Origin of the sequence: Flavobacterium sp. FlaQc-52 (assembly GCF_044007495.1) — a bacterium.
GTDB lineage: Bacteria > Bacteroidota > Bacteroidia > Flavobacteriales > Flavobacteriaceae > Flavobacterium > Flavobacterium cupriresistens.
This window is the reverse complement of record NZ_JBIPCV010000003.1, coordinates 72,307-90,851: the sequence shown is the minus strand read 5'-3', so window position 1 is coordinate 90,851 and position 18,545 is coordinate 72,307. Positions and strand designations below refer to the sequence as shown.

Below are 18,545 nucleotides of genomic sequence, written 5' to 3'. Positions count from 1 at the left end.
AAAAAAAATAAATCCGAGGAATTTTCGTAATTTACCGGATCATAAAACTAAATCAAAATCATTATGTTCACACCATTTATTATCATTTTAGTATTTGCGTTCTTTATTCTAATGTCTTCCTTTTTTACTGTGAAACAACAATCTTCAGTAGTTATAGAAAGATTTGGAAAATTCTTGAGCGTTAGAAATTCAGGATTGCAATTGAAAATCCCGATAGTTGACCGATTAGCAGGACGTGTTAATTTGAAAATTCAACAGTTAGATGTTATCATTGAAACCAAAACTAAAGACAACGTTTTTATCAAAATGAAAGTTTCGGTTCAGTTTAAAGTGATCCAGGAAAAAGTATACGATGCTTTTTATAAACTGGAATATCCACACGATCAGATTACTGCTTATGTATTTGATGTGGTTCGTGCTGAAGTTCCTAAACTAAAACTGGATGATGTTTTTGAAAGAAAAGATGATATTGCCATTGCAGTAAAAAGAGAATTAAATGAAGCGATGACTACTTATGGGTACGATATTATCAATACTTTGGTGACTGATATTGATCCGGATATCCAGGTAAAAAATGCAATGAACAGAATTAATGCGGCCGATAGAGAAAAAACTGCTGCTGAGTTTGAGGCAGAAAGTTCAAGAATCAGAATTGTTGCCAAAGCAAAAGCCGAAGCAGAAAGTAAACGTTTGCAAGGTCAAGGTATTGCAGATCAACGTCGTGAAATTGCAAGAGGTTTAGTAGAAAGTGTTGAAGTTTTGAACAATGTTGGAATTAATTCTCAAGAAGCTTCTGCCCTAATTGTAGTGACACAACATTATGATACGTTACAAGCCATTGGAGCTGATGCCAATTCTAATTTAATACTTCTTCCAAACTCTCCGCAAGCCGGAAGTGATATGCTAAATAATATGGTTGCTTCGTTTACTGCTTCTAACCAAGTTGGTGAAATGATGAAGAAAAACAATAAGAAAATTGAAAAACCGAAACCAATTCAGCCACAATCGGGTTATGAAGATGATATAACACCGGAAGAAAAATAATCATAAAAACAAAAAAGAGGCTTAATTGCCTCTTTTTTTATTGATAAACCACCCGATAATATAGGGCAAAATAGACTGTAAAATACTCACATAAGAATTTGAAAAGTACTCTTTGTACGAGGACAAAAAGCCATTAACAATATTCTGTGGTGTTATCGTCTCCTTAGTTTTCTGAAAACTTAAAACTAATTTCTGATAATTAATGTCTTTTTGAAGTTTCAGTATTTCTAACTCTCTTTCAATTTCAGCGTATGAAGCGTATTTTTTTGTTTCCATAATTAATCATTAAAAAAGATTTCTGAAAATTTCTCCAAAATTGGTCCTTCAACAAACTTGTCTTTGATAAAGAAAAGTAAAATAGTCGCCACCAAATACATCCCTCCTACTGTTAAAAATCCTAAGGTATAACTCCCAAACATGTTGCTAAAAGCAAACGCTGCTGCAACAGAACCAAATAACAAAACCATAGCAAAACACAATAAAATTAAAGTAAACTTAAAAATTAGTGTGGTAGACTTCATGGCTACTTTAAAACCCCAAAGTTTGTAATATGCTAAGTGACTGTCTAAATACTCTTTAGCCTGATCTTGCATATTTTCGGTATGTTCTTTTAATTCTTCAAAAGCCATAATTTGATTTTTAGTTAAATAATAAAGCACAAAACGCACTTTAAAAATTGCCATTTCCTTATTAAAAGTAACCAAATAAACTGGAAATGCAACCTATTAAAAAATTCGTTTTGTGCCTGACTTAGAAATTTACTTTTGAAGTTTGGCGTTTTGCGCTTTCAAATCCGCAAGCTTAGATTCTAAAAATGAAATTACTTCTTCTGTTTTGTAACTCATATTCGAAAGTAAATCATCGTATGTTCCGTCAAGATTCTTTTTTGCATGTGCAAATTTTTCACGTAACACTTCTGAACTTGCTCCTATTGAATCCTTCAAATTATGTGTTGCATCATCTAAACCTTCTTTAAGTTTTGCTCGTGTTTTAGATCCTTTATCCGGAGCAAATAAAATTCCTACTGCGGCTCCTACTGCGGCACCGGCCAAAATTGCGGCGATTGTATTTGATTTATTAGACATATTATTAGATTTAAGTGATTAATAAAGATACTCTTTTTTATAATTATAAAATATTGATTAAAAGATGTTTACAAAAAATTAACAAACTAATTAATACACATAAGCAACTGCTTCGTATTTCCCGTTATCTTTCTCGACAATACTTACAAACGGATAACCCTTTAAAGCTGATTTTGTTTTAATCAACATCGCAGTTTGCTTTTGCTGTCCCAATGGTCCCTCTCCTTTTGTCTTAACAGAAACTCCTTCAAAGTTTGCCACTTTTTTTAAACCAACCGTTTTATCCTGAGACAAAACCTGAACCTTATTGTAATCAGATTTTGAAACTACTTCTACCCTATCTGAAACTTTTTGAGTTTGATTGGTCTGTTTGTTGGTAACTTGAGAAACTGCATATTTGCTAATTTTCATTTCTTCAGCACTTCCGTTTAAAGAATAATAAATTAAATCATTTTCACTTTTAATGAAATTAACATCCATTTGTTCTCCATTGTGTTTTGCAATTTGATGTGTTTGAGAAATTGCCACATTGGCAAATAATACGGCTAATGTAAAATATAGTGTTTTCATAAATTTAGATTTAAAATTAAAACTAAAAATCAGAACGAAATTTAAAATTCAAAACTATCGCATAATCAATGTTATGAAATTTCGAAAATTATGAAACCAATTTGAAAAATGTTTTATAGAAAAAACAGCATCAAAATTGGAACACAATAAGAATTAGATCATAAAATTATTATTTTAAGAAATCAATTTAGAGTACACACTAAAACAAAAATTGCTTTTTTGATTCCAGCGAAACTCTCTTTAACATCTTAATACGAAATCATGAATTTTTAAAAAATCATTACTGACTTCTGGTATGATCGTAAAAATACCAACTTTATAAACAATTCTATGTTAATAACCCGTTAAACTAAGAAAAACGAAGATAAAAACTTAAATAAAGCACCCAAATCAACAATAATTTAAAATACACCTATTGCTATAAAAGAAAATAAAAAACAGCTTACGATAGTTTTATGAAGGTCAATTTTAATTACAAACAACTATAAAAAATCAAAAAATAATAGTTTTTATAAATAATTGTAAAATACTTACTCAATTGATTTTATCATAACTAAAATTGATTAAAACTTAGCGTTTCTCTTTTTACAGAAATTCACACACATTAAAAATGACAAATCTCTCAAAAAGTAGGAAACCAATTGTATTCTCAACTTTATAAACAATTTGGTGTTAATAAACCAAAAATTCAAGCAAAAATAAGGCTAAAATTAAAATAAAGCTCTCTTTTTAATGATTTTAAAAAAGAGGAATTAGGAGTCGGAGGAAATAAAAAAACGTCTTAAAATACATTTATGAAAGCCGTTTTTAATTATAAATAACTATTAAATTTTAAAAATCAATAATCATAATCAATAATAAATGAATACTCAAAATAATAAAACAACTATCAGCATAATTGATGATTAGTCTAAAAACCCATTTAGTCCTCTTCTATTTTTTTTAGGAGTCAAAATCTATAAAATAAATTGCATTCTTAATTTTATAGAGGATTCAGTGCTTCACAACCCAAAAATGAAGGCAAAAAAAGGTAAATTTAAAATAAGGCTTCTATTTCAAATATTTTTCGAAATACGATTTAGTAGTCGCAAGAAATAAAAAGATGCCTTAAAAAACATTTATGAAAGTTACTTTCAATATATAATAATTATAAATATTAACTTTATAATAGATAAAATATATAATAATTAAAATATACAATTACAAAAAAAATTATCAATAAAATTTATACTAAAGTATGAAAGTCTCTTTTTAAAACTTAATCCATTCTTCGAGTGGCAAAAAACTACAAAAGGACTATAATTCTCAACTTTATAAACAATCTAATGTTGATAACCCTAAAAGCAAGGTGAAACAGACGCTAAAATTAAAATAAAGCTCTTTCTTTAATTATTTTTCAAAAGATGATTAATGAGTCGACAAAAACTAAAAGACGTCTTAAAATCAATTTATGAAAGCTATTTTTAATCTATAAAAATTATTAAATTACAATTTTCAATAGAAAAACTATATAATAAAAAAAAGCGCTTATAAAAGCGCTTTTAATAAATAATCTTGATATTATTTCTTTACCATTTCTCCAAGAATTTCAATTTCTCTCTCAGAAGCATTTTTCGGCGGATTTGAATATAATTTCAAAATATCATCTTCAAACTGATTTTTGAAAGCTTCATTTTCCAAATCTCTTAAATTTAAAAGTGCTTTTGATCTTACATAAGTCGATTCACTTCTTAAAGACATTGTATATAATTTTTTGATTTCTTCTTCTTCAAAATCAGAAGATTTCAAACTTGAATATTTCAAAATAAACTGAGCAAATAATAACGAACTCTTATTATTATTGCTATTTTTCTTTAAAGAATTTTGCAATAAAGAGAAACTACTAACATTTTTTATGCTCTCCCCTATTGCACTTTCAATTGCAATACGTTCTGCTTTTGTTTCCACTTTGAAATATTTGTTGATATCTTTCAAAGAATTATTAATACTGTTTTCTTCTTTTTTACCTTTTTCTTCCCAGGCATCTTTCAATCCAACCGTTTTGTTAAAGACTAATTTTGAAGCAGTTGAATCTTTATCAACCGTAAAATAACCTAAACGTTGGAACTGAAATTTGTCTTCATTTTGTGCTGAAGCCAAACTTGGTTCTACAAAACCTGTCACAATTTCTAATGAATTTGGGTTCACAAAATCCAAGAAATTCTTGTCTTTATAACCATCCGGAGCTTCATCTGTAAACAAACGATCGTACAAACGAACTTCTGCTTTAACGGCATGAGCAATAGAAACCCAATGTAAGGTACCTGATACTTTTCTTTGGCTTGCTTCTGTCCCACTTCCGCTTAAAGAATCCGTATCATAAGTTACATGAATTTCGGTAATATTACCTTCAGCATCTTTTATAACACTCTCCCCTTTAATGATATACGCATTTTTAAGACGTACTTCTTTTCCTAAAGTCAAACGGAAATATTTAGCCGGAGCTTCTTCTAAAAAGTCTTCTCTTTCTATAAACAATTCGCGTGAAAAAGGTACTTTTCTGAAACCAGCACTTTCATCTTCTTGATTGTTTTCGGCTTCTAACCACTCTTCTTTTCCTTCCGGATAATTTGCAATAACCAATTTTACAGGATCTAAAACAGCCATTACACGAGGTGCAATTTTGTTCAAATCTTCACGAATACAAAATTCTAAAACCGATACACTAATCAAATTATCTCGCTTTGCAATACCAATAGTATTAGCAAAATGACGTAAAGAAGCAGCAGTATATCCTCTTCTTCTTAAGCCCGAAATAGTCGACATTCTAGGATCATCCCAACCATTAACATGTTGTTCTTTAACTAATTGCTGTAACTTTCTTTTACTTACAACAGTATGCGAAAGATTACGTCTTGCAAATTCTCTTTGCTTTGGACGTAACTTATTTTCATCTAAAATCTGATCTAAAAACCAATCGTATAATTCACGGTGAGGCAAGAATTCAAGCGTACAAAACGAGTGTGAAATTTGTTCTAAATAATCACTTTGTCCGTGTGCCCAATCGTACATTGGATAGATTTTCCAGGTATCTCCTGTTCTATGGTGTTCTTTGTGCAAAATTCGGTACATAATAGGATCACGCATCAACATGTTTGTCGATTTCATGTCTATTTTTGCACGAAGAATATGAGTTCCGGCTTCAAATTCACCGTTTTTCATTCTTTCGAATAAATCTAAATTTTCTTCAACAGAACGATTTCTATACGGACCGTCTACTCCTTCAGTTGAAGGTGTTCCTTTTTGAATGGCCATATCTTCAGAAGACTGACTGTCAACATAGGCTTTATTATTTTTAATTAATAAAACTGCCCAATCATACAATTGTTGAAAATAATCTGAGGCATAACGTTCTTCTGACCAGGTATACCCTAGCCATTTAACATCTTTTTTAATTGCATCAACAAATTCCTGCTCTTCTTTTTCCGGATTAGTATCGTCAAAACGTAAGTTTACAGGCGACTGATAATCAAGTCCTAAACCAAAATTTAATGCAATAGAGCTTGCATGTCCGATATGTAAATAACCGTTTGGTTCGGGTGGAAAACGAAAATGAAGTTTGTTATTTGACAGACCTGATTTCAGATCTTCTTCTATGATTTGTTCAATAAAATTGAGTGATTTCTCTTCTGATGCCATTATTTTATAGTAATTTTAGCAAAGATAAAAAAAAAGGTTTCAGGTTTCAGGTTTAAAGTTATTTTAGTCACAGTAAACCTGAAACTTAAAACTTGAAACAAAGATAAAATGGGAGTTATAAAATTAAAAAACATCCGTACTTTTTCGTACCATGGGTGTTTAATTGAAGAAGGAAAAATTGGATCTGATTACACTGTCGATCTAAAAATTAAAGCTAATTTACAGCAATCAGCAACTACAGATCACTTAGCTGACACGGTAGATTATGTCCATTTGAACAAAATTGTAACCGAAGAAATGGCTATTCGTTCGCATTTATTAGAGCATGTGGCTAAAAGAATCGTACTTCGTGTTCTGGAAGAGATAAAATCTATAGAAAAAACTACCGTTTGGGTATCTAAAATAAATCCTCCTATTGGTGGTGATGTTGAGACGGTTACCATAAAAATGACGGAAAAGAGAAAGTAATCCTTTTTAAAAAAGGCGTATTTTTTTAAAATTCTTCTCTTTAAACTTTTGAAATTTAAAGATTTTAGTTACTTTTGCCATCCGTTCAAGTACGGCGTCGTGGCCGAGCGGCTAGGCTGGGCTCTGCAAAAGCTCCTACTCCGGTTCGAATCCGGACGATGCCTCAAAAACCTTCAAAGCAATTTGAAGGTTTTTTTTATGCTGAAAATTTTCTTAAATCCCAATTTTTTAAAATTCCAAATTCCAATCTCCTAAAATACTGTAAAGGTTGTAAAGTTGCAAAGCTTAAAGGTTCCGTTTTTTCTTTTGATGAAGGAGAAAAAACAATCAATACATTACACCTGACAGGTTTTAAAAATCTGTTAGGCATAAAATTATACTACCTTTTTGTATTTAATAAATTATGTTAAAGCAAGTTACATTTAATAGGTATTATTCCCTATTTTTATTTAAAAAACATAAATATGAGAAAGCTACTGTTTATAATTCTATTTTCAAGTTTTGCATCTGCTCAAAACATAGCCCGAGACACTTTGTTAAGTAATAACCAACCTGCAACTATTCTAAAATTAGGAAAAACTAAAGTTTATATCCTTCAAAACAAAGATAAAATAACACCATACGTGTTGCAAAAAGATGGTAGTTATATATCTAAAGGTGTCCCCTTTGTTTCGATTTTAATTGATAAAAAGTATTCAGGAGATACTAATGAGCTTATTAAGGCATTATTTGAAAATAAACAATCAGTACCGGGAGAAATCAATAAATCGATTGTTAAATCTGACGAAACAAATGTCTTTATCAGAACAATTAAACTTAAAAAAGAAAAAAAACTAAGCTTACATGTTACTTATCCTTTAAGTGATCGTTTTATAAATATGTCTTTTGCTGTTAATTATATCGATGATAAAGATGCTGAGGAAAAAGATAATGCAATGAGAGATATAATTCAAAATGGATTTATCGTTCTGGAAAATTATTACGAAAGCAGGAAAATATAAACTAACTACAAATTTAGATTAGAATCTAAAAGATATTATTTACTACACCTAACAGGTTTTAAAAACCTGTTAGGTGTAATTTTTATAAAACATAAAAAAACCTCTCAAATTGAGAGGTTTTCTATTTTTATCTAAATGCTAAACTACTTATTTTCAATCTTTTCAAAGGCATTTTTTACCATTTCTTTTTCTTTAGGAAACCAGCCTTGTACGATTAAAACTAATCCGAAAACCATTAAAACGATGCTAATTACCTTTTTGATTTTTAAGATATTTGTCGGTGTCATTTTAGACTTTAATTGCTTGGCTAATAATATTTTAATACAATCAACTGCCAAATAAGTAATGATAACTGAAGTAAAAAAAGTCATCATCCTTGGAGTCTGCATTTGTAATTTTGGTCCGACAGAAATAATAACCGCTAACCAAAAACCAAGGACACCAATGTTGATAACGTTCAATAAAAAACCTTTTACAAACAAACTGGCATAATTTCTTTTTATAATATCGCGATCAATTTCTTCGTCATTAATCTTTTCTTCTTTCTTTAGTTTTACAAAGGAGATAATACCGTACGCCAGCATTATAATTCCACCAAAAATAAAAAGAGCCGGTTTATCTTTTAAACTCTGGATGAGTCGATAACTCCCTAAATAAGCAATAGCTATAAAAAAAATATCACCTAATACTACTCCGAAATCAAAAACTATTGCAGCTCTAAATCCCTTTGTAATACTGGTTTCCAGCAGTATAAAAAATACTGGACCTACCATAAAACTCAGAAAAAGTCCCCACGGCAGTCCAGCTAAAATATCATTTATCATTCAAATACAATTAATTTACTTTACTTCTTCAATTTTTCCTCCGAAAACCGTTTTCTGATTGATTTGTTTTGGTTTTCCATAAATGTAAATAGAGCCTCCTGCGCTTACTTTTGCATCTACAAGGGTAGAAGCATTCACATCTGCTTTTCCTCCCGCAGAAACGCTTACTTTCGTTTGAGAGGTACTTAATTTACTTGCCAGAAGATATCCTCCTGCTCCCAAACTTGCATCCTGATTCGCTGCTTTACCTGATAAAGTGATTTCACCACCGGAAACAGAGCTTACATTTAGTTTATCTACCTCTAATACTACATTGATTTTTCCGCCTTCTTGTGCACTAACTTTAAAAACAGTAGCTTTTATAGCTTCTTTTCCGTCTACAGTTGCGCCTTCATTAACATCTATTAGCTCAAGATGTTTGTAATACAGCGTAATATCCAAATCATTACCGGATAATAATTTAGGGAAAGGCATTCTTAATTTTAATAATCCTTTTTTGTTAACCACTTCAACTTCTGCTTCACGAGTCCCTTTTATAACAATTTTATTTTCTGAAGACGGCACCAGTTTTACACTTAGCTTATCAAAAACTTTTACAGAATCAAAATCTCCTAACTCTTTGGTTACTTGTCCAAAAGACAATTGTGCCACTAATATCGCGGCACCTATAATTAATTTTTTCATGTTACTTTTCTTTTAATTTAACAATTATTCAGCTCTTCTTAAAAAATGAAAATCCAATTGTTTCTTAACTAAATCTGCATTTTTTACTTTAACGTAAATTTCATCTCCTAATTGTAAAATACTGTTTGAAGTCGCACCAACTAAGGCATACTGCTTTTCATCAAAAGTATAATAATCGTCTTTTATTTCGCGAATTCTAACCATTCCTTCACATTTGTTCGAAACGATTTCAACATAAATTCCCCATTCCGTAACACCTGAAATAACACCCAAAAACTCTTCGTCCTGATGGTCCTGCATGTATTTCACCTGCATGTATTTGATACTATCACGTTCCGCATTAGTCGCTAAACTTTCCATATTTGAGCAATGCAAACATTTTGTTTCATACACTTCTTCGTCTACAGAAGCTCCTTTGTCTAAATAATACTGCAATAAGCGATGCACCATAACGTCCGGATAACGACGAATTGGCGAAGTAAAGTGACTGTAATAATCAAAAGCCAGACCATAATGTCCAATATTCTCTGTCGAATATTTGGCTTTACTCATACTTCTAATGGCAAGAGTATCAATTAAATTCTGCTCTTTTTTACCATTTACTTCTTCCATCAAAGCATTCAATGATTTCGAAATATCTCCTTTGTTTCTAAAATCAATCTTATAACCAAACTTCGCAATAACCGATTGCATGGCAATTAGTTTGTCTTCATTTGGCTCATCGTGAATTCTGTAAACAAATGTTTTCTTTTGTTTTCCAATGTATTCGGCCACTTTTCGGTTGGCTAAAAGCATGAATTCTTCAATCAGATGATTGGCATCTTTTGAAACTTTGAAATAAACACCTTCCGGTTCTCCTTGCTCGTCTAAATTGAATTTTACTTCTACTTTATCAAACGAAATCGCACCATTGGCCATTCTTTTTCTTCTCAGAATCTTAGCTAATTCATCTAATTTTAAAGTAGCCTGAACAATTTCATCTGAAACTAAATACGAACTTCCGGTAATTGAAATATCAACCGGGATGGTATGATCTTTTGTTTCAATGATATATTGTGCTTCTTCGTAAGCAAAACGCTGATCAGAATAAATTACAGTTCTTCCAAACCATTGGTTGATAACTTGTGCATTTTCTGAAACTTCAAAAACAGCAGAGAATGTATATTTTTCTTCATTCGGACGTAGCGAACAGGCAAAATTAGACAAAACTTCCGGAAGCATTGGCACTACCCTGTCAACTAAATAAACCGAAGTAGCACGTTGATAAGCTTCATCATCTAAAATAGTTCCTTCTTCCAGATAATACGAAACATCGGCAATATGGATTCCGATTTCATAATTTCCATTCTCTAACTTTTTGAAAGACAAGGCATCATCAAAATCTTTTGCATCTTTTGGATCTATCGTAAACGTAAGCGTATCACGCATATCACGACGTTTTGCAATTTCAGCTTCCTGAATGGTAGTGTCTATCTTTTGTGCATAGACCTCTACTTCTACCGGAAAATCTGCCGGCAAACCATATTCTGCTAAAATAGCATGAATTTCTGTATTGTGTTCTCCGGGTTTTCCTAAAACACGAACCACAGATCCAAACGGACTATCGGCTCTTTTTGGCCAATCTTCAATGGTAACCAAAACAACATCACCATTTTCTGCTTCGCCTATTTTATCTTTTGGAATAAAAATATCGGTATACATTTTAGGATTTGCTGTAGAAACGAAGGCAAAATTGGCCTGAATGTCAATAACTCCGACAAAATCAGTTTTATTTCTTTCTACAACTTCAATTACTTCACCTTCAGGTCTTTTCCCTTTTCTTCGGTTGTAAACGTATACTTTAACTTTGTCTTTATCCAGGGCACGATTCAAATTATTCGTTGGGATAAAAACATCTTCTGTAAAATCAGGGCAAATGAAATAAGCTGTTTTACGGCTTGTCATATCAATTGTTCCTTCGTAGTAATCCTGACTTTCTGCTTTTACTAAATATTTACCGGGTTCAGATTCTATAATTTTTTTTGAAGCAGCCAGAATCTTTAAATCTTTAATAATCTGGTTTCTGCTTTTGGTATCATCAAGTTCTAACTTTGCTCCTATCTGTTTGTAATTAAATGCTTTATTCGGGCTTTGCGATAAAATCTTTACTATCTTACTGGAGAAATCTTTCTCATTTTTTATCGGCTTTCTAATTTTCTTACTCATATATCTTTTCTTATAAGGTTTAAAATTACAAATAAGATATCAGATAACAGATTTTAACAAATAGAATTATTAAAAATATAACTTTCGTATCTTTACAAAAAGACCTTTTATGGAAACCTTTAAAACGATTGCCATATTCAATTTCGAGCACGAAACGGTAATTCTCAAACACTTACTGGAGCAAGAAGGAATTCCTTATTTTTTTGAAAACGAAATCACTTTATCTGTGGTTCCCTTCTACTCTGCAGCGCTGGGTGGAATCAAACTCAAAGTACATCCCAACGATTTCGAACAAGTTCAGGAAATCCTGGACAATCTCAACAATCCTTTGAAAATCGTTTGAAACAATTTACAATTTCAAAAATCAATTTCAATTACAAATCAATCTGAAAACTCAAATTCAGTTTTTTTTCTTTTTAAACTTTCAAAGTTGTCAACATATATTAAATACAACAAAAAAGAAATTTTAAATTTAATTAAATTTTGGTTGTTATTATAGCGTGTTAATAGGTACAATAATTTTATTTTTAAAAGTATTGAAATGAAGTTTCTCTTAGTTATCTAGAGTTATCAACATACTTATATTTTGTTAAAGGATTAGTTTTTAAGACTTTTTGAATTTTAATTAACAACGGTTGACAACCTAAAATGAATTGATTTTGTAGATAAGTTCATATGTCGATTTTTGTTGAAAATGGTATTTTTGATCTTGATAACTTTTCTAAAAATTCATGAAACTTTATTAGGTTATTTCATTCCGGTTTTGGATTAGGTTTTTTTTCGACACGACCAAAAAAAACTTCTAATTTTCTATCTTTAGTTATTAACAGATAATGTTAATTTAAGGTTAACTGAATATCAATGAATTAGGTTTCAGTATTAACATTCTAAAATTTTAACAAAAACATTGTTTATTCTTAATTGATAATCAGCTTCTTATGGAGATACTAAAATTGTTAATAACGTTAACATTTTGAAATTAAGGCAGTTGTATTAGATGTTTTTTCGCCACGAATTGCAATAACTTCCACGGATTGAAAAAAGTGTTTATAAAGTGGCTATTTCTATAAATTTTAAAAGAAAAATTGGTAAAGATTGGTGTAATTCGAGGCAAACTTTTCTTTTAAAATTGGCTTAAAATAAAATGTACTACTGATATATTGATAATCAGTAATTTATACAGATGTTGATAATTGTTAATAACGTTAACGTATTTAATATTAGGTAGTTATTTAGCTTTTTTTTGCCACGAATTACATGAATTACCGCAAATTGAAAAAAAATGTTGATAACGTGTGTATTTCTGTAGTTTTAAAAGAAATATTAGTGAATATTGGTATAATTTGTGGCTAACTTTATATTTTTAAGTTATTTTATTTAGTGTTTGTTATGTTTAGTATCAACGAGTTAGATATAGGTAATAATTAGGATATGGTTTAGAATAAAATACACTAATTGTATATTGATTATCAGTTATTTAGATAGATGTTAGCAATTGTTAATAACGTTAATTTATTTAAAATCAGATAGTTATTTAGTGTTTTTTTGCCACTACTTACACTAATTTTCACTAATTGGAAAAAAGTGTTTATGAAATATCTATTTATGTAATTTTTAAAAAGAAAAATCAGTGAAAATCGGTAGAATTCGTGTTCAGCTTTGCGTTTTAAGTTTGTTTATAATAAAAATGCACTATTTGTATATTGATTATCAGTTATTTATGTAGATATTAATAATTGTTAATAACCTTAATGTGTTGAAAATTAAATAGTTATTTAAACCACGAATTACACTAATTTACGCGAATTTTATAAAATGCCCATTCCTGCAATTTTAAAAAGAGGAATTAGTGAAAATTAGTGTAATCGGTGTTGAATTTTACGTTTTAAGTTAGTTTATAATAAAAGTGCACCATTTATGTCTTGATTATCAGTGATTTATATGAATATTAATAATTGTTAATAACCTTAATGTATTGAAAATTAAATAGTTATTTCATTCCCGAATTTCGTAAAATGCCCATTCGTAGAATTTTAAAAAGAGGAATTAGTGAAAATTAGTGTAATCCGTGTTGAGCTTTAGGTTTTAAGTTAGTTTATAATAAAAGTGCACCATTTATATGTTGATTATCAATTATTTATATAGGTATTAATAATTGTTAATAACCTTAATGTATTGAAAATTAAATAGTTATTTCAGTCACTAATCGCGCTAATTTTCCCAAATTTCATAAAATGTCTATTCCTGTAATTTTAAAAGGAGGAATTAGTGAAAATTAGTGTAATCGGTGTTCAACTTTTCTTTTGAAATAGATTTACTTCAAAATTCTTTGGTTAAATTTGTGCCACACAACTTAATAGTATTTAAAAATGAAAATCTCGATAGGAAACGATCACGCAGGACCAGAGTATAAAAAAGCAATTGTTGCGATGTTGAAAGCAAAAGGATATGAAGTAACCAATTATGGAACTGATTCTGAGGATTCTGTTGATTATCCTGATTTTGGACATCCGGTGGCCACTGATGTATCTGAGGGGAAAGCCGACTTCGGAATTGTAATTTGCGGCAGTGGAAACGGAATAGCAATGACAGCAAACAAACACCCAAAAGTAAGAGCTGGTCTTTGCTGGACTAAAGAAATTGCTTATTTAACCCGTTTACACAATGATGCTAACATTGTTAGTATTCCGGCACGTTTTACTTCTATTCCTCAGGCTGTAGAAATAGTTGAAACGTTTTTAACTACAGCATTTGAAGGTGGAAGACACCAAAATAGAGTGGATAAAATAAGTTGCTAATATATTTTGTGGTATGTTTAAAACCACAATTACAGAAAATAAACATTTGGTTATAAAATAGATAAATTGATAGCCGCTTTTGTTAGTGTTTTAACATTAATAATTGTGGCTTTGTCTTTATGATGAAATTGTGCGCTATTTTGCCCTCAAAAAATTGAATATAAATTTATTGGTTGAATTTCTCTTCTAATACTGTTGCTAAAAGTATAGAGGAGAAAAGTTACTAGTCAGTATTCAATCAAAAATATAGAAAAGTAGAAAATTCTTAAGATTTTATAGTTTAAGAAAAGTTTTCTGCGGCTATTATTGAAAAAAGTTATTTCAAATAGTAGTCATTTTAAAGAATATCTTATAAAAAAAATGAAAAAATACATTACAATATTCCTGTTTTCCTTTCAATTGTTTTCTCAGGAAAAGTCTAAAATAAATTTGGCAAGCGAAACCATTGTTATTAATTCTGATAATGGTTTAGAAATTGAATCTTTTGTATATGAAAGTAGAGTAGTTTCGAAAAGTAAAAATACAGAAGAATATTCGATTCGAATTCCATTTGATAGTTTTAATGAGATTTCAGATATTAAAGGATCTACTTTTGTTGTAGAAACTCAAAAAAGAACAGATTTAAATTCTTCATCTGTTCAAACATATGATACAAAAATTGAAAATATTTATAAGAGCGATAGTCAATTCAAATATTTTGTACTTCCAAAAGTAGAAGACAACTCGATAATTGAATTCTCTTATAAAAGTAAAATTAAACAACCTCGTTTGTTATCCTTTTTTCAATTTCAACATTCAATAAAAACAGAAGCTTCAAAATTTCAAATTAAATGTGCGCCCAGTATAGAAATTGGGTATAAAGTTTTTGGGAATTACCAAGACAAAATTGTTTTTACCAAAACAAAAAAAGATGGCTTTGATGTTTACACTTGGGAGGCAAAAGATATTCCGGAGTTTAAAAAGGAAGAAAACATGCCAAGTTTACTATATTTTATGCCACACGTTATTTACTACATCAAAAGTTATACTTATGAAGGTAACAAAAAGGAACTATTAGGCACACCGGAAAGATTATATGAATGGTATTTTTCACTTTTAAAAGATATTAATAAAACAGATCAAACAGTTTTAAAAAACAAAACATTAGATATAATAAAAGATAAAAAAACTGATTTTGAGAAAGCTAAAGCAATCTATCAATGGGTGCAACAAAATATGCATTATGTTGCTTTTGAAGATGGAATGGAAGGTTTTATTCCCAGAGATGCCGGAGCTGTTTATCAAAAATTATATGGTGATTGTAAGGACATGGCCAATATTTTGAATCAAATGCTACGATATGCAAATTTAGATTCTAATATTACCTGGATCGGAACTCGTGGGAAACCTTACACCTATGCCGAAGTTCCAACTCCTTTGGTTGATAATCACATGATAACTAATGTTGTTATTGATGGTAAAAGTTATTTTTTGGATGCAACAGATAAATTTTGCCCTTTTACATTTCCGTCTCCTTTTATACAAGGAAAAGAAGCTTTAATAGGTGGTAAAACGGAAAATGATTTTAAATTAGAGATTGTTCCGCAAGTCGAATCCGATAAGAATAAAGTGGCAATTTTTATGAAATTGAATATCGAAAATAATCATATTTTAGGAGATGTAAGTGCAACAGTTTCAGGACTAAAAAAAAGTGAATTATTAAATAATCTTTCAGCGTACAATCAAAAAGGAAATGAAATTTGGAAAAATACGGTTACAGCTTATAATCAAAAAATACAATTAGAAATAAAGGAATTACAAAAGAATGATTATGAAGAACTTCCTTCAAAAGTAAATTTTAAATTAAAATTAGAAGACGGAGTAAAAGATGTTAATGGTAAATTATTATTAAAACCGGTATTAGTTTTTCCTTTAAAAGAAAGTTTAATAGATGTAGAAAACAGAAAACTTTCAATAGAAAATAGTTTTACTTATGTATACGAAATCCAATATGAGTATGAATTACCTTCAAACTATAAAGTTGAATTTTTGCCGGAAAGTGTAAAAACAGAAAATGATTTAGGAAGTTTTGCCATTCAATACAAAGTACAGAAAAACACAATCAATGTAACACAAAGGGTTGAACATAAAAAATTATTGCTAGAAACTAAAGATTTTGTGTTATGGAATTCTTTTATAAAAGCAGTAATTAAACAATACAATCAATCTATAATTCTTTCAAAATGATAAAAAAAATTACCTTAATTCTTGTCTTATTTTTTTCTGTTCACAGTTATTCGCAAGAAATAAAAAATTACGCATGGGATGAAAAACCTATTTTTAATGAAATTCCGGAAGAATATAAAAATCAACCCGCAGTAGTTCTTTTTGATAAACGTTGGATACATACGCGAGTAGGATATTATGCCTTTGCTACTTTTGCAATGAACCACACTGCAATAAAAATTAATAAAGCGGAGGAAATTAATAAATACAATAAGATTAAAGCTCAAGATAATGGGTATATCAGAGATGTTAGGGATTTTCATGCACGTGTTATAAAACCTAATGGAGATATAAAAATATTACCTGAGGATAAAATTATTGAAACTGAGATCGATAAAGTAAAATCGATTGTTTTTGAAGGTGTCGAAGCTGGAGATATTTTAGAGTATTATTTTATTGTAAAAGAAAGTCCATCTTCGTATGGAGTTGAAATTTTTCAAAAAGATATTCCCGTTTTATTAGCTGAGTTTACCACTACAAAAGATGGAGTAACGTTCAACACTTTCGCTTCATCAGAATTTGAAATGAGCAATTTTAATGGCAAAACCATTGCAAAAGCTTCAAATATTCCTCCATATAAAGAAGAGGCAAATGCGCGAAATGTAAAGAATTTAATAAAATTAATTTATATGGTTTCTACACCACCGGTAGATACATATAGGTGGAATTATTTTTTACCTACTTATTATAAGAAGCCATTTTTTCAATATTTCAAAAAAAATCAAGCTCGTGATTTTATAGAAAAATTGAATATTAATAGTCTATCAACGGAAGAAAAGTTAATTACAATAGATAATTATATAAAAGAGAATTTTGATTTTGTTTGGAGAGGAGAAACAGCCAAAAAGATAACGAATTTGAACGATGGAAAACAAAAATTGAAGTCAAGTGATCTTTTTGAATTGTATGGATTTGTATTAAAAGAATCAAAAATCCAATACGAAGTTGTTGTTGGTATGTCCAGATTTTTAGGTGAAGTAGATGGAGAAAGGTTTGTCTTGCCATTGTCACATGAGTTTATGTATTATATTCCGGAGACAAGGAAATTTTTATCTCCTTATGAGAAATATTTAAGTTATGGTTATCCAATGTATGAAATACAAGGATCAAAAGGGGTATCTTATAATCCAGCTCAAAAAGGAAATATAATTTCCAGAATTACTTTTCCAATAGCTCCCGCTGAATATACTGTAAACGAATCACAAAGTACGGTTTCGCTCTCAGAAGATCTGACTACTGCAACAATAGAAAAAACATATTCAAGCAGCGGGTATGATGGACAAATGTATAGAAATTGGATAAAATATCTTAAAGAAAATAAAGACGAAAAAGAACTCGTTGAAGCAATTAAGACGAAAACATTTGGGGATAAATTTAATTTAAAAATAACTACTTACAGCTTCGAAAATCAAGAATTTAAGTATAATTATATCAATACACCTTATGTTGTAAAAGTTAAGGCCGAAGCTGAGGAGTCTTTAATTGAAAATGCTGGTAATCTAGTTTTGGTTAATCTTGGAAAAATAATCGGTAGCCATATTAATTTATACCAAGAAACGGAAAGAAAATGGGATGTTGATCTAGGTTGTGCCAAAACTTTTAGGCATAAAATAATTTTTGATATTCCAAATGGTTACGAAGTAGAGAGTTTTAAGGACTTGATAATAGATAAAAAAATGGAAGGGGACGCAAGTAAAAACTGTTCTTTTAAATCTATTGCTAAAATAGAAGGAAACCAATTAATAGTTGAGGTTTTTGAAATCTATAATTCAATTAATTATCCAAAAGAATTATATCAAGATTATAGAATGGTTGTTAATGCAGCTTCAGATTTTACAAAAGCATCAGTAGTTTTGAGGCCAAAGAAATAAGTTTCAGCACAAAAACGGGTAAATAAACTATAATTATCTAAAAATTTGAATA

At 29.8% G+C, this 18,545-nt stretch carries 15 protein-coding genes and 1 tRNA gene; 8 read left to right on the top strand and 8 right to left on the bottom strand.

Annotation, left to right across the window (positions count from 1 at the left end; genetic code table 11):
* The first annotated feature begins 63 nt into the window (after nucleotides 1–63).
* Complete coding sequence (locus tag ACHRV5_RS07095) at nucleotides 64–1,044, top strand: SPFH domain-containing protein (protein WP_047774572.1); 981 nt, start codon at nucleotides 64–66, stop codon at nucleotides 1,042–1,044.
* 21 nt (nucleotides 1,045–1,065) lie between these two features.
* Here the strand turns inward: ACHRV5_RS07095 and ACHRV5_RS07090 are convergent, their stop codons facing one another.
* The 5 genes from ACHRV5_RS07090 to ACHRV5_RS07070 all read right to left on the bottom strand — a co-directional run bounded on the left by ACHRV5_RS07090 (nucleotide 1,066) and on the right by ACHRV5_RS07070 (nucleotide 6,377).
* Nucleotides 1,066–1,320, bottom strand: a complete 255-nt coding sequence (locus tag ACHRV5_RS07090; RefSeq protein WP_047774574.1) for a DUF6327 family protein — start codon at nucleotides 1,318–1,320, stop codon at nucleotides 1,066–1,068.
* Between the two features lie 2 nt (nucleotides 1,321–1,322).
* Nucleotides 1,323–1,673: a hypothetical protein gene (locus ACHRV5_RS07085; protein WP_047774958.1), complete on the bottom strand. Its 351-nt coding sequence runs from the start codon at nucleotides 1,671–1,673 to the stop codon at nucleotides 1,323–1,325.
* A gap of 129 nt (nucleotides 1,674–1,802) precedes the next feature.
* Entirely contained in the window at nucleotides 1,803–2,129 is a 327-nt protein-coding gene (locus ACHRV5_RS07080) for a YtxH domain-containing protein (protein WP_047774575.1), read from the bottom strand.
* A 90-nt stretch (nucleotides 2,130–2,219) separates the two neighbouring features.
* Nucleotides 2,220–2,699, bottom strand: coding sequence for a hypothetical protein (locus tag ACHRV5_RS07075; RefSeq protein WP_395426258.1), 480 nt, complete (start codon nucleotides 2,697–2,699; stop codon nucleotides 2,220–2,222).
* Between the two features lie 1,560 nt (nucleotides 2,700–4,259).
* Nucleotides 4,260–6,377 (bottom strand): glutamine--tRNA ligase/YqeY domain fusion protein, encoded by a 2,118-nt coding sequence (locus ACHRV5_RS07070; protein WP_395426257.1) that lies wholly within the window; start codon nucleotides 6,375–6,377, stop codon nucleotides 4,260–4,262.
* A gap of 108 nt (nucleotides 6,378–6,485) precedes the next feature.
* Here ACHRV5_RS07070 and folB point away from each other — a divergent pair, with 108 nt between their 5' ends.
* From folB to ACHRV5_RS07055, 3 genes are all read left to right on the top strand, one after another.
* A complete protein-coding gene (gene folB / locus ACHRV5_RS07065) occupies nucleotides 6,486–6,845 on the top strand; it encodes a dihydroneopterin aldolase (RefSeq protein WP_395426256.1) in 360 nt (119 codons plus the stop codon).
* Nucleotides 6,846–6,938: 93 nt separating this feature from the next.
* Nucleotides 6,939–7,009 (top strand) — tRNA-Cys (locus tag ACHRV5_RS07060).
* 300 nt (nucleotides 7,010–7,309) lie between these two features.
* Nucleotides 7,310–7,846: a hypothetical protein gene (locus tag ACHRV5_RS07055; protein ID WP_395426255.1), complete on the top strand. Its 537-nt coding sequence runs from the start codon at nucleotides 7,310–7,312 to the stop codon at nucleotides 7,844–7,846.
* Between the two features lie 143 nt (nucleotides 7,847–7,989).
* Here ACHRV5_RS07055 and ACHRV5_RS07050 read toward each other — a convergent pair whose 3' ends face one another.
* From ACHRV5_RS07050 to rnr, 3 genes are read right to left on the bottom strand one after another with little or no spacing between them, the layout of a single operon-like run.
* The gene (locus ACHRV5_RS07050; protein ID WP_047774587.1) at nucleotides 7,990–8,670 is read right to left on the bottom strand and encodes a LysE family translocator; all 681 of its coding nucleotides are present in this window, start codon (nucleotides 8,668–8,670) and stop codon (nucleotides 7,990–7,992) included.
* A 15-nt stretch (nucleotides 8,671–8,685) separates the two neighbouring features.
* Nucleotides 8,686–9,354, bottom strand: a complete 669-nt coding sequence (locus ACHRV5_RS07045; RefSeq protein ID WP_395426253.1) for a head GIN domain-containing protein — start codon at nucleotides 9,352–9,354, stop codon at nucleotides 8,686–8,688.
* 24 nt (nucleotides 9,355–9,378) lie between these two features.
* Nucleotides 9,379–11,559 carry a ribonuclease R gene (gene rnr, locus ACHRV5_RS07040; protein WP_047774591.1) on the bottom strand — a complete coding sequence of 727 codons (2,181 nt, stop codon included), beginning with the start codon at nucleotides 11,557–11,559 and terminating at the stop codon, nucleotides 9,379–9,381.
* Between the two features lie 109 nt (nucleotides 11,560–11,668).
* Between rnr and ACHRV5_RS07035 the strand changes: the two genes are divergently transcribed.
* The 4 genes from ACHRV5_RS07035 (at nucleotide 11,669) to ACHRV5_RS07020 (ending at nucleotide 18,493) form a co-directional block, all read left to right on the top strand.
* Complete coding sequence (locus ACHRV5_RS07035) at nucleotides 11,669–11,902, top strand: DUF2007 domain-containing protein (protein ID WP_047774592.1); 234 nt, start codon at nucleotides 11,669–11,671, stop codon at nucleotides 11,900–11,902.
* A gap of 2,026 nt (nucleotides 11,903–13,928) precedes the next feature.
* Entirely contained in the window at nucleotides 13,929–14,357 is a 429-nt protein-coding gene (gene rpiB, locus ACHRV5_RS07030; protein ID WP_047774594.1) for a ribose 5-phosphate isomerase B, read from the top strand.
* A gap of 360 nt (nucleotides 14,358–14,717) precedes the next feature.
* Nucleotides 14,718–16,583 carry a DUF3857 domain-containing protein gene (locus ACHRV5_RS07025; RefSeq protein WP_395426252.1) on the top strand — a complete coding sequence of 622 codons (1,866 nt, stop codon included), beginning with the start codon at nucleotides 14,718–14,720 and terminating at the stop codon, nucleotides 16,581–16,583.
* Nucleotides 16,580–18,493: a hypothetical protein gene (locus ACHRV5_RS07020; protein WP_395426251.1), complete on the top strand. Its 1,914-nt coding sequence runs from the start codon at nucleotides 16,580–16,582 to the stop codon at nucleotides 18,491–18,493. Before ACHRV5_RS07025 ends, ACHRV5_RS07020 begins: the two co-directional genes overlap by 4 nt.
* The last annotated feature ends 52 nt before the right edge of the window (nucleotides 18,494–18,545 follow it).

Coding starts and splice junctions, on each gene's coding strand:
- ACHRV5_RS07095 (WP_047774572.1), top strand. CDS start 64: ATGTTCACACCATTTATTATCATTTTAGTATTTGCGTTCTTTATTCTA.
- ACHRV5_RS07090 (WP_047774574.1), bottom strand. CDS start 1,320: ATGGAAACAAAAAAATACGCTTCATACGCTGAAATTGAAAGAGAGTTA.
- ACHRV5_RS07085 (WP_047774958.1), bottom strand. CDS start 1,673: ATGGCTTTTGAAGAATTAAAAGAACATACCGAAAATATGCAAGATCAG.
- ACHRV5_RS07080 (WP_047774575.1), bottom strand. CDS start 2,129: ATGTCTAATAAATCAAATACAATCGCCGCAATTTTGGCCGGTGCCGCA.
- ACHRV5_RS07075 (WP_395426258.1), bottom strand. CDS start 2,699: ATGAAAACACTATATTTTACATTAGCCGTATTATTTGCCAATGTGGCA.
- ACHRV5_RS07070 (WP_395426257.1), bottom strand. CDS start 6,377: ATGGCATCAGAAGAGAAATCACTCAATTTTATTGAACAAATCATAGAA.
- folB (WP_395426256.1), top strand. CDS start 6,486: ATGGGAGTTATAAAATTAAAAAACATCCGTACTTTTTCGTACCATGGG.
- ACHRV5_RS07055 (WP_395426255.1), top strand. CDS start 7,310: ATGAGAAAGCTACTGTTTATAATTCTATTTTCAAGTTTTGCATCTGCT.
- ACHRV5_RS07050 (WP_047774587.1), bottom strand. CDS start 8,670: ATGATAAATGATATTTTAGCTGGACTGCCGTGGGGACTTTTTCTGAGT.
- ACHRV5_RS07045 (WP_395426253.1), bottom strand. CDS start 9,354: ATGAAAAAATTAATTATAGGTGCCGCGATATTAGTGGCACAATTGTCT.
- rnr (WP_047774591.1), bottom strand. CDS start 11,559: ATGAGTAAGAAAATTAGAAAGCCGATAAAAAATGAGAAAGATTTCTCC.
- ACHRV5_RS07035 (WP_047774592.1), top strand. CDS start 11,669: ATGGAAACCTTTAAAACGATTGCCATATTCAATTTCGAGCACGAAACG.
- rpiB (WP_047774594.1), top strand. CDS start 13,929: ATGAAAATCTCGATAGGAAACGATCACGCAGGACCAGAGTATAAAAAA.
- ACHRV5_RS07025 (WP_395426252.1), top strand. CDS start 14,718: ATGAAAAAATACATTACAATATTCCTGTTTTCCTTTCAATTGTTTTCT.
- ACHRV5_RS07020 (WP_395426251.1), top strand. CDS start 16,580: ATGATAAAAAAAATTACCTTAATTCTTGTCTTATTTTTTTCTGTTCAC.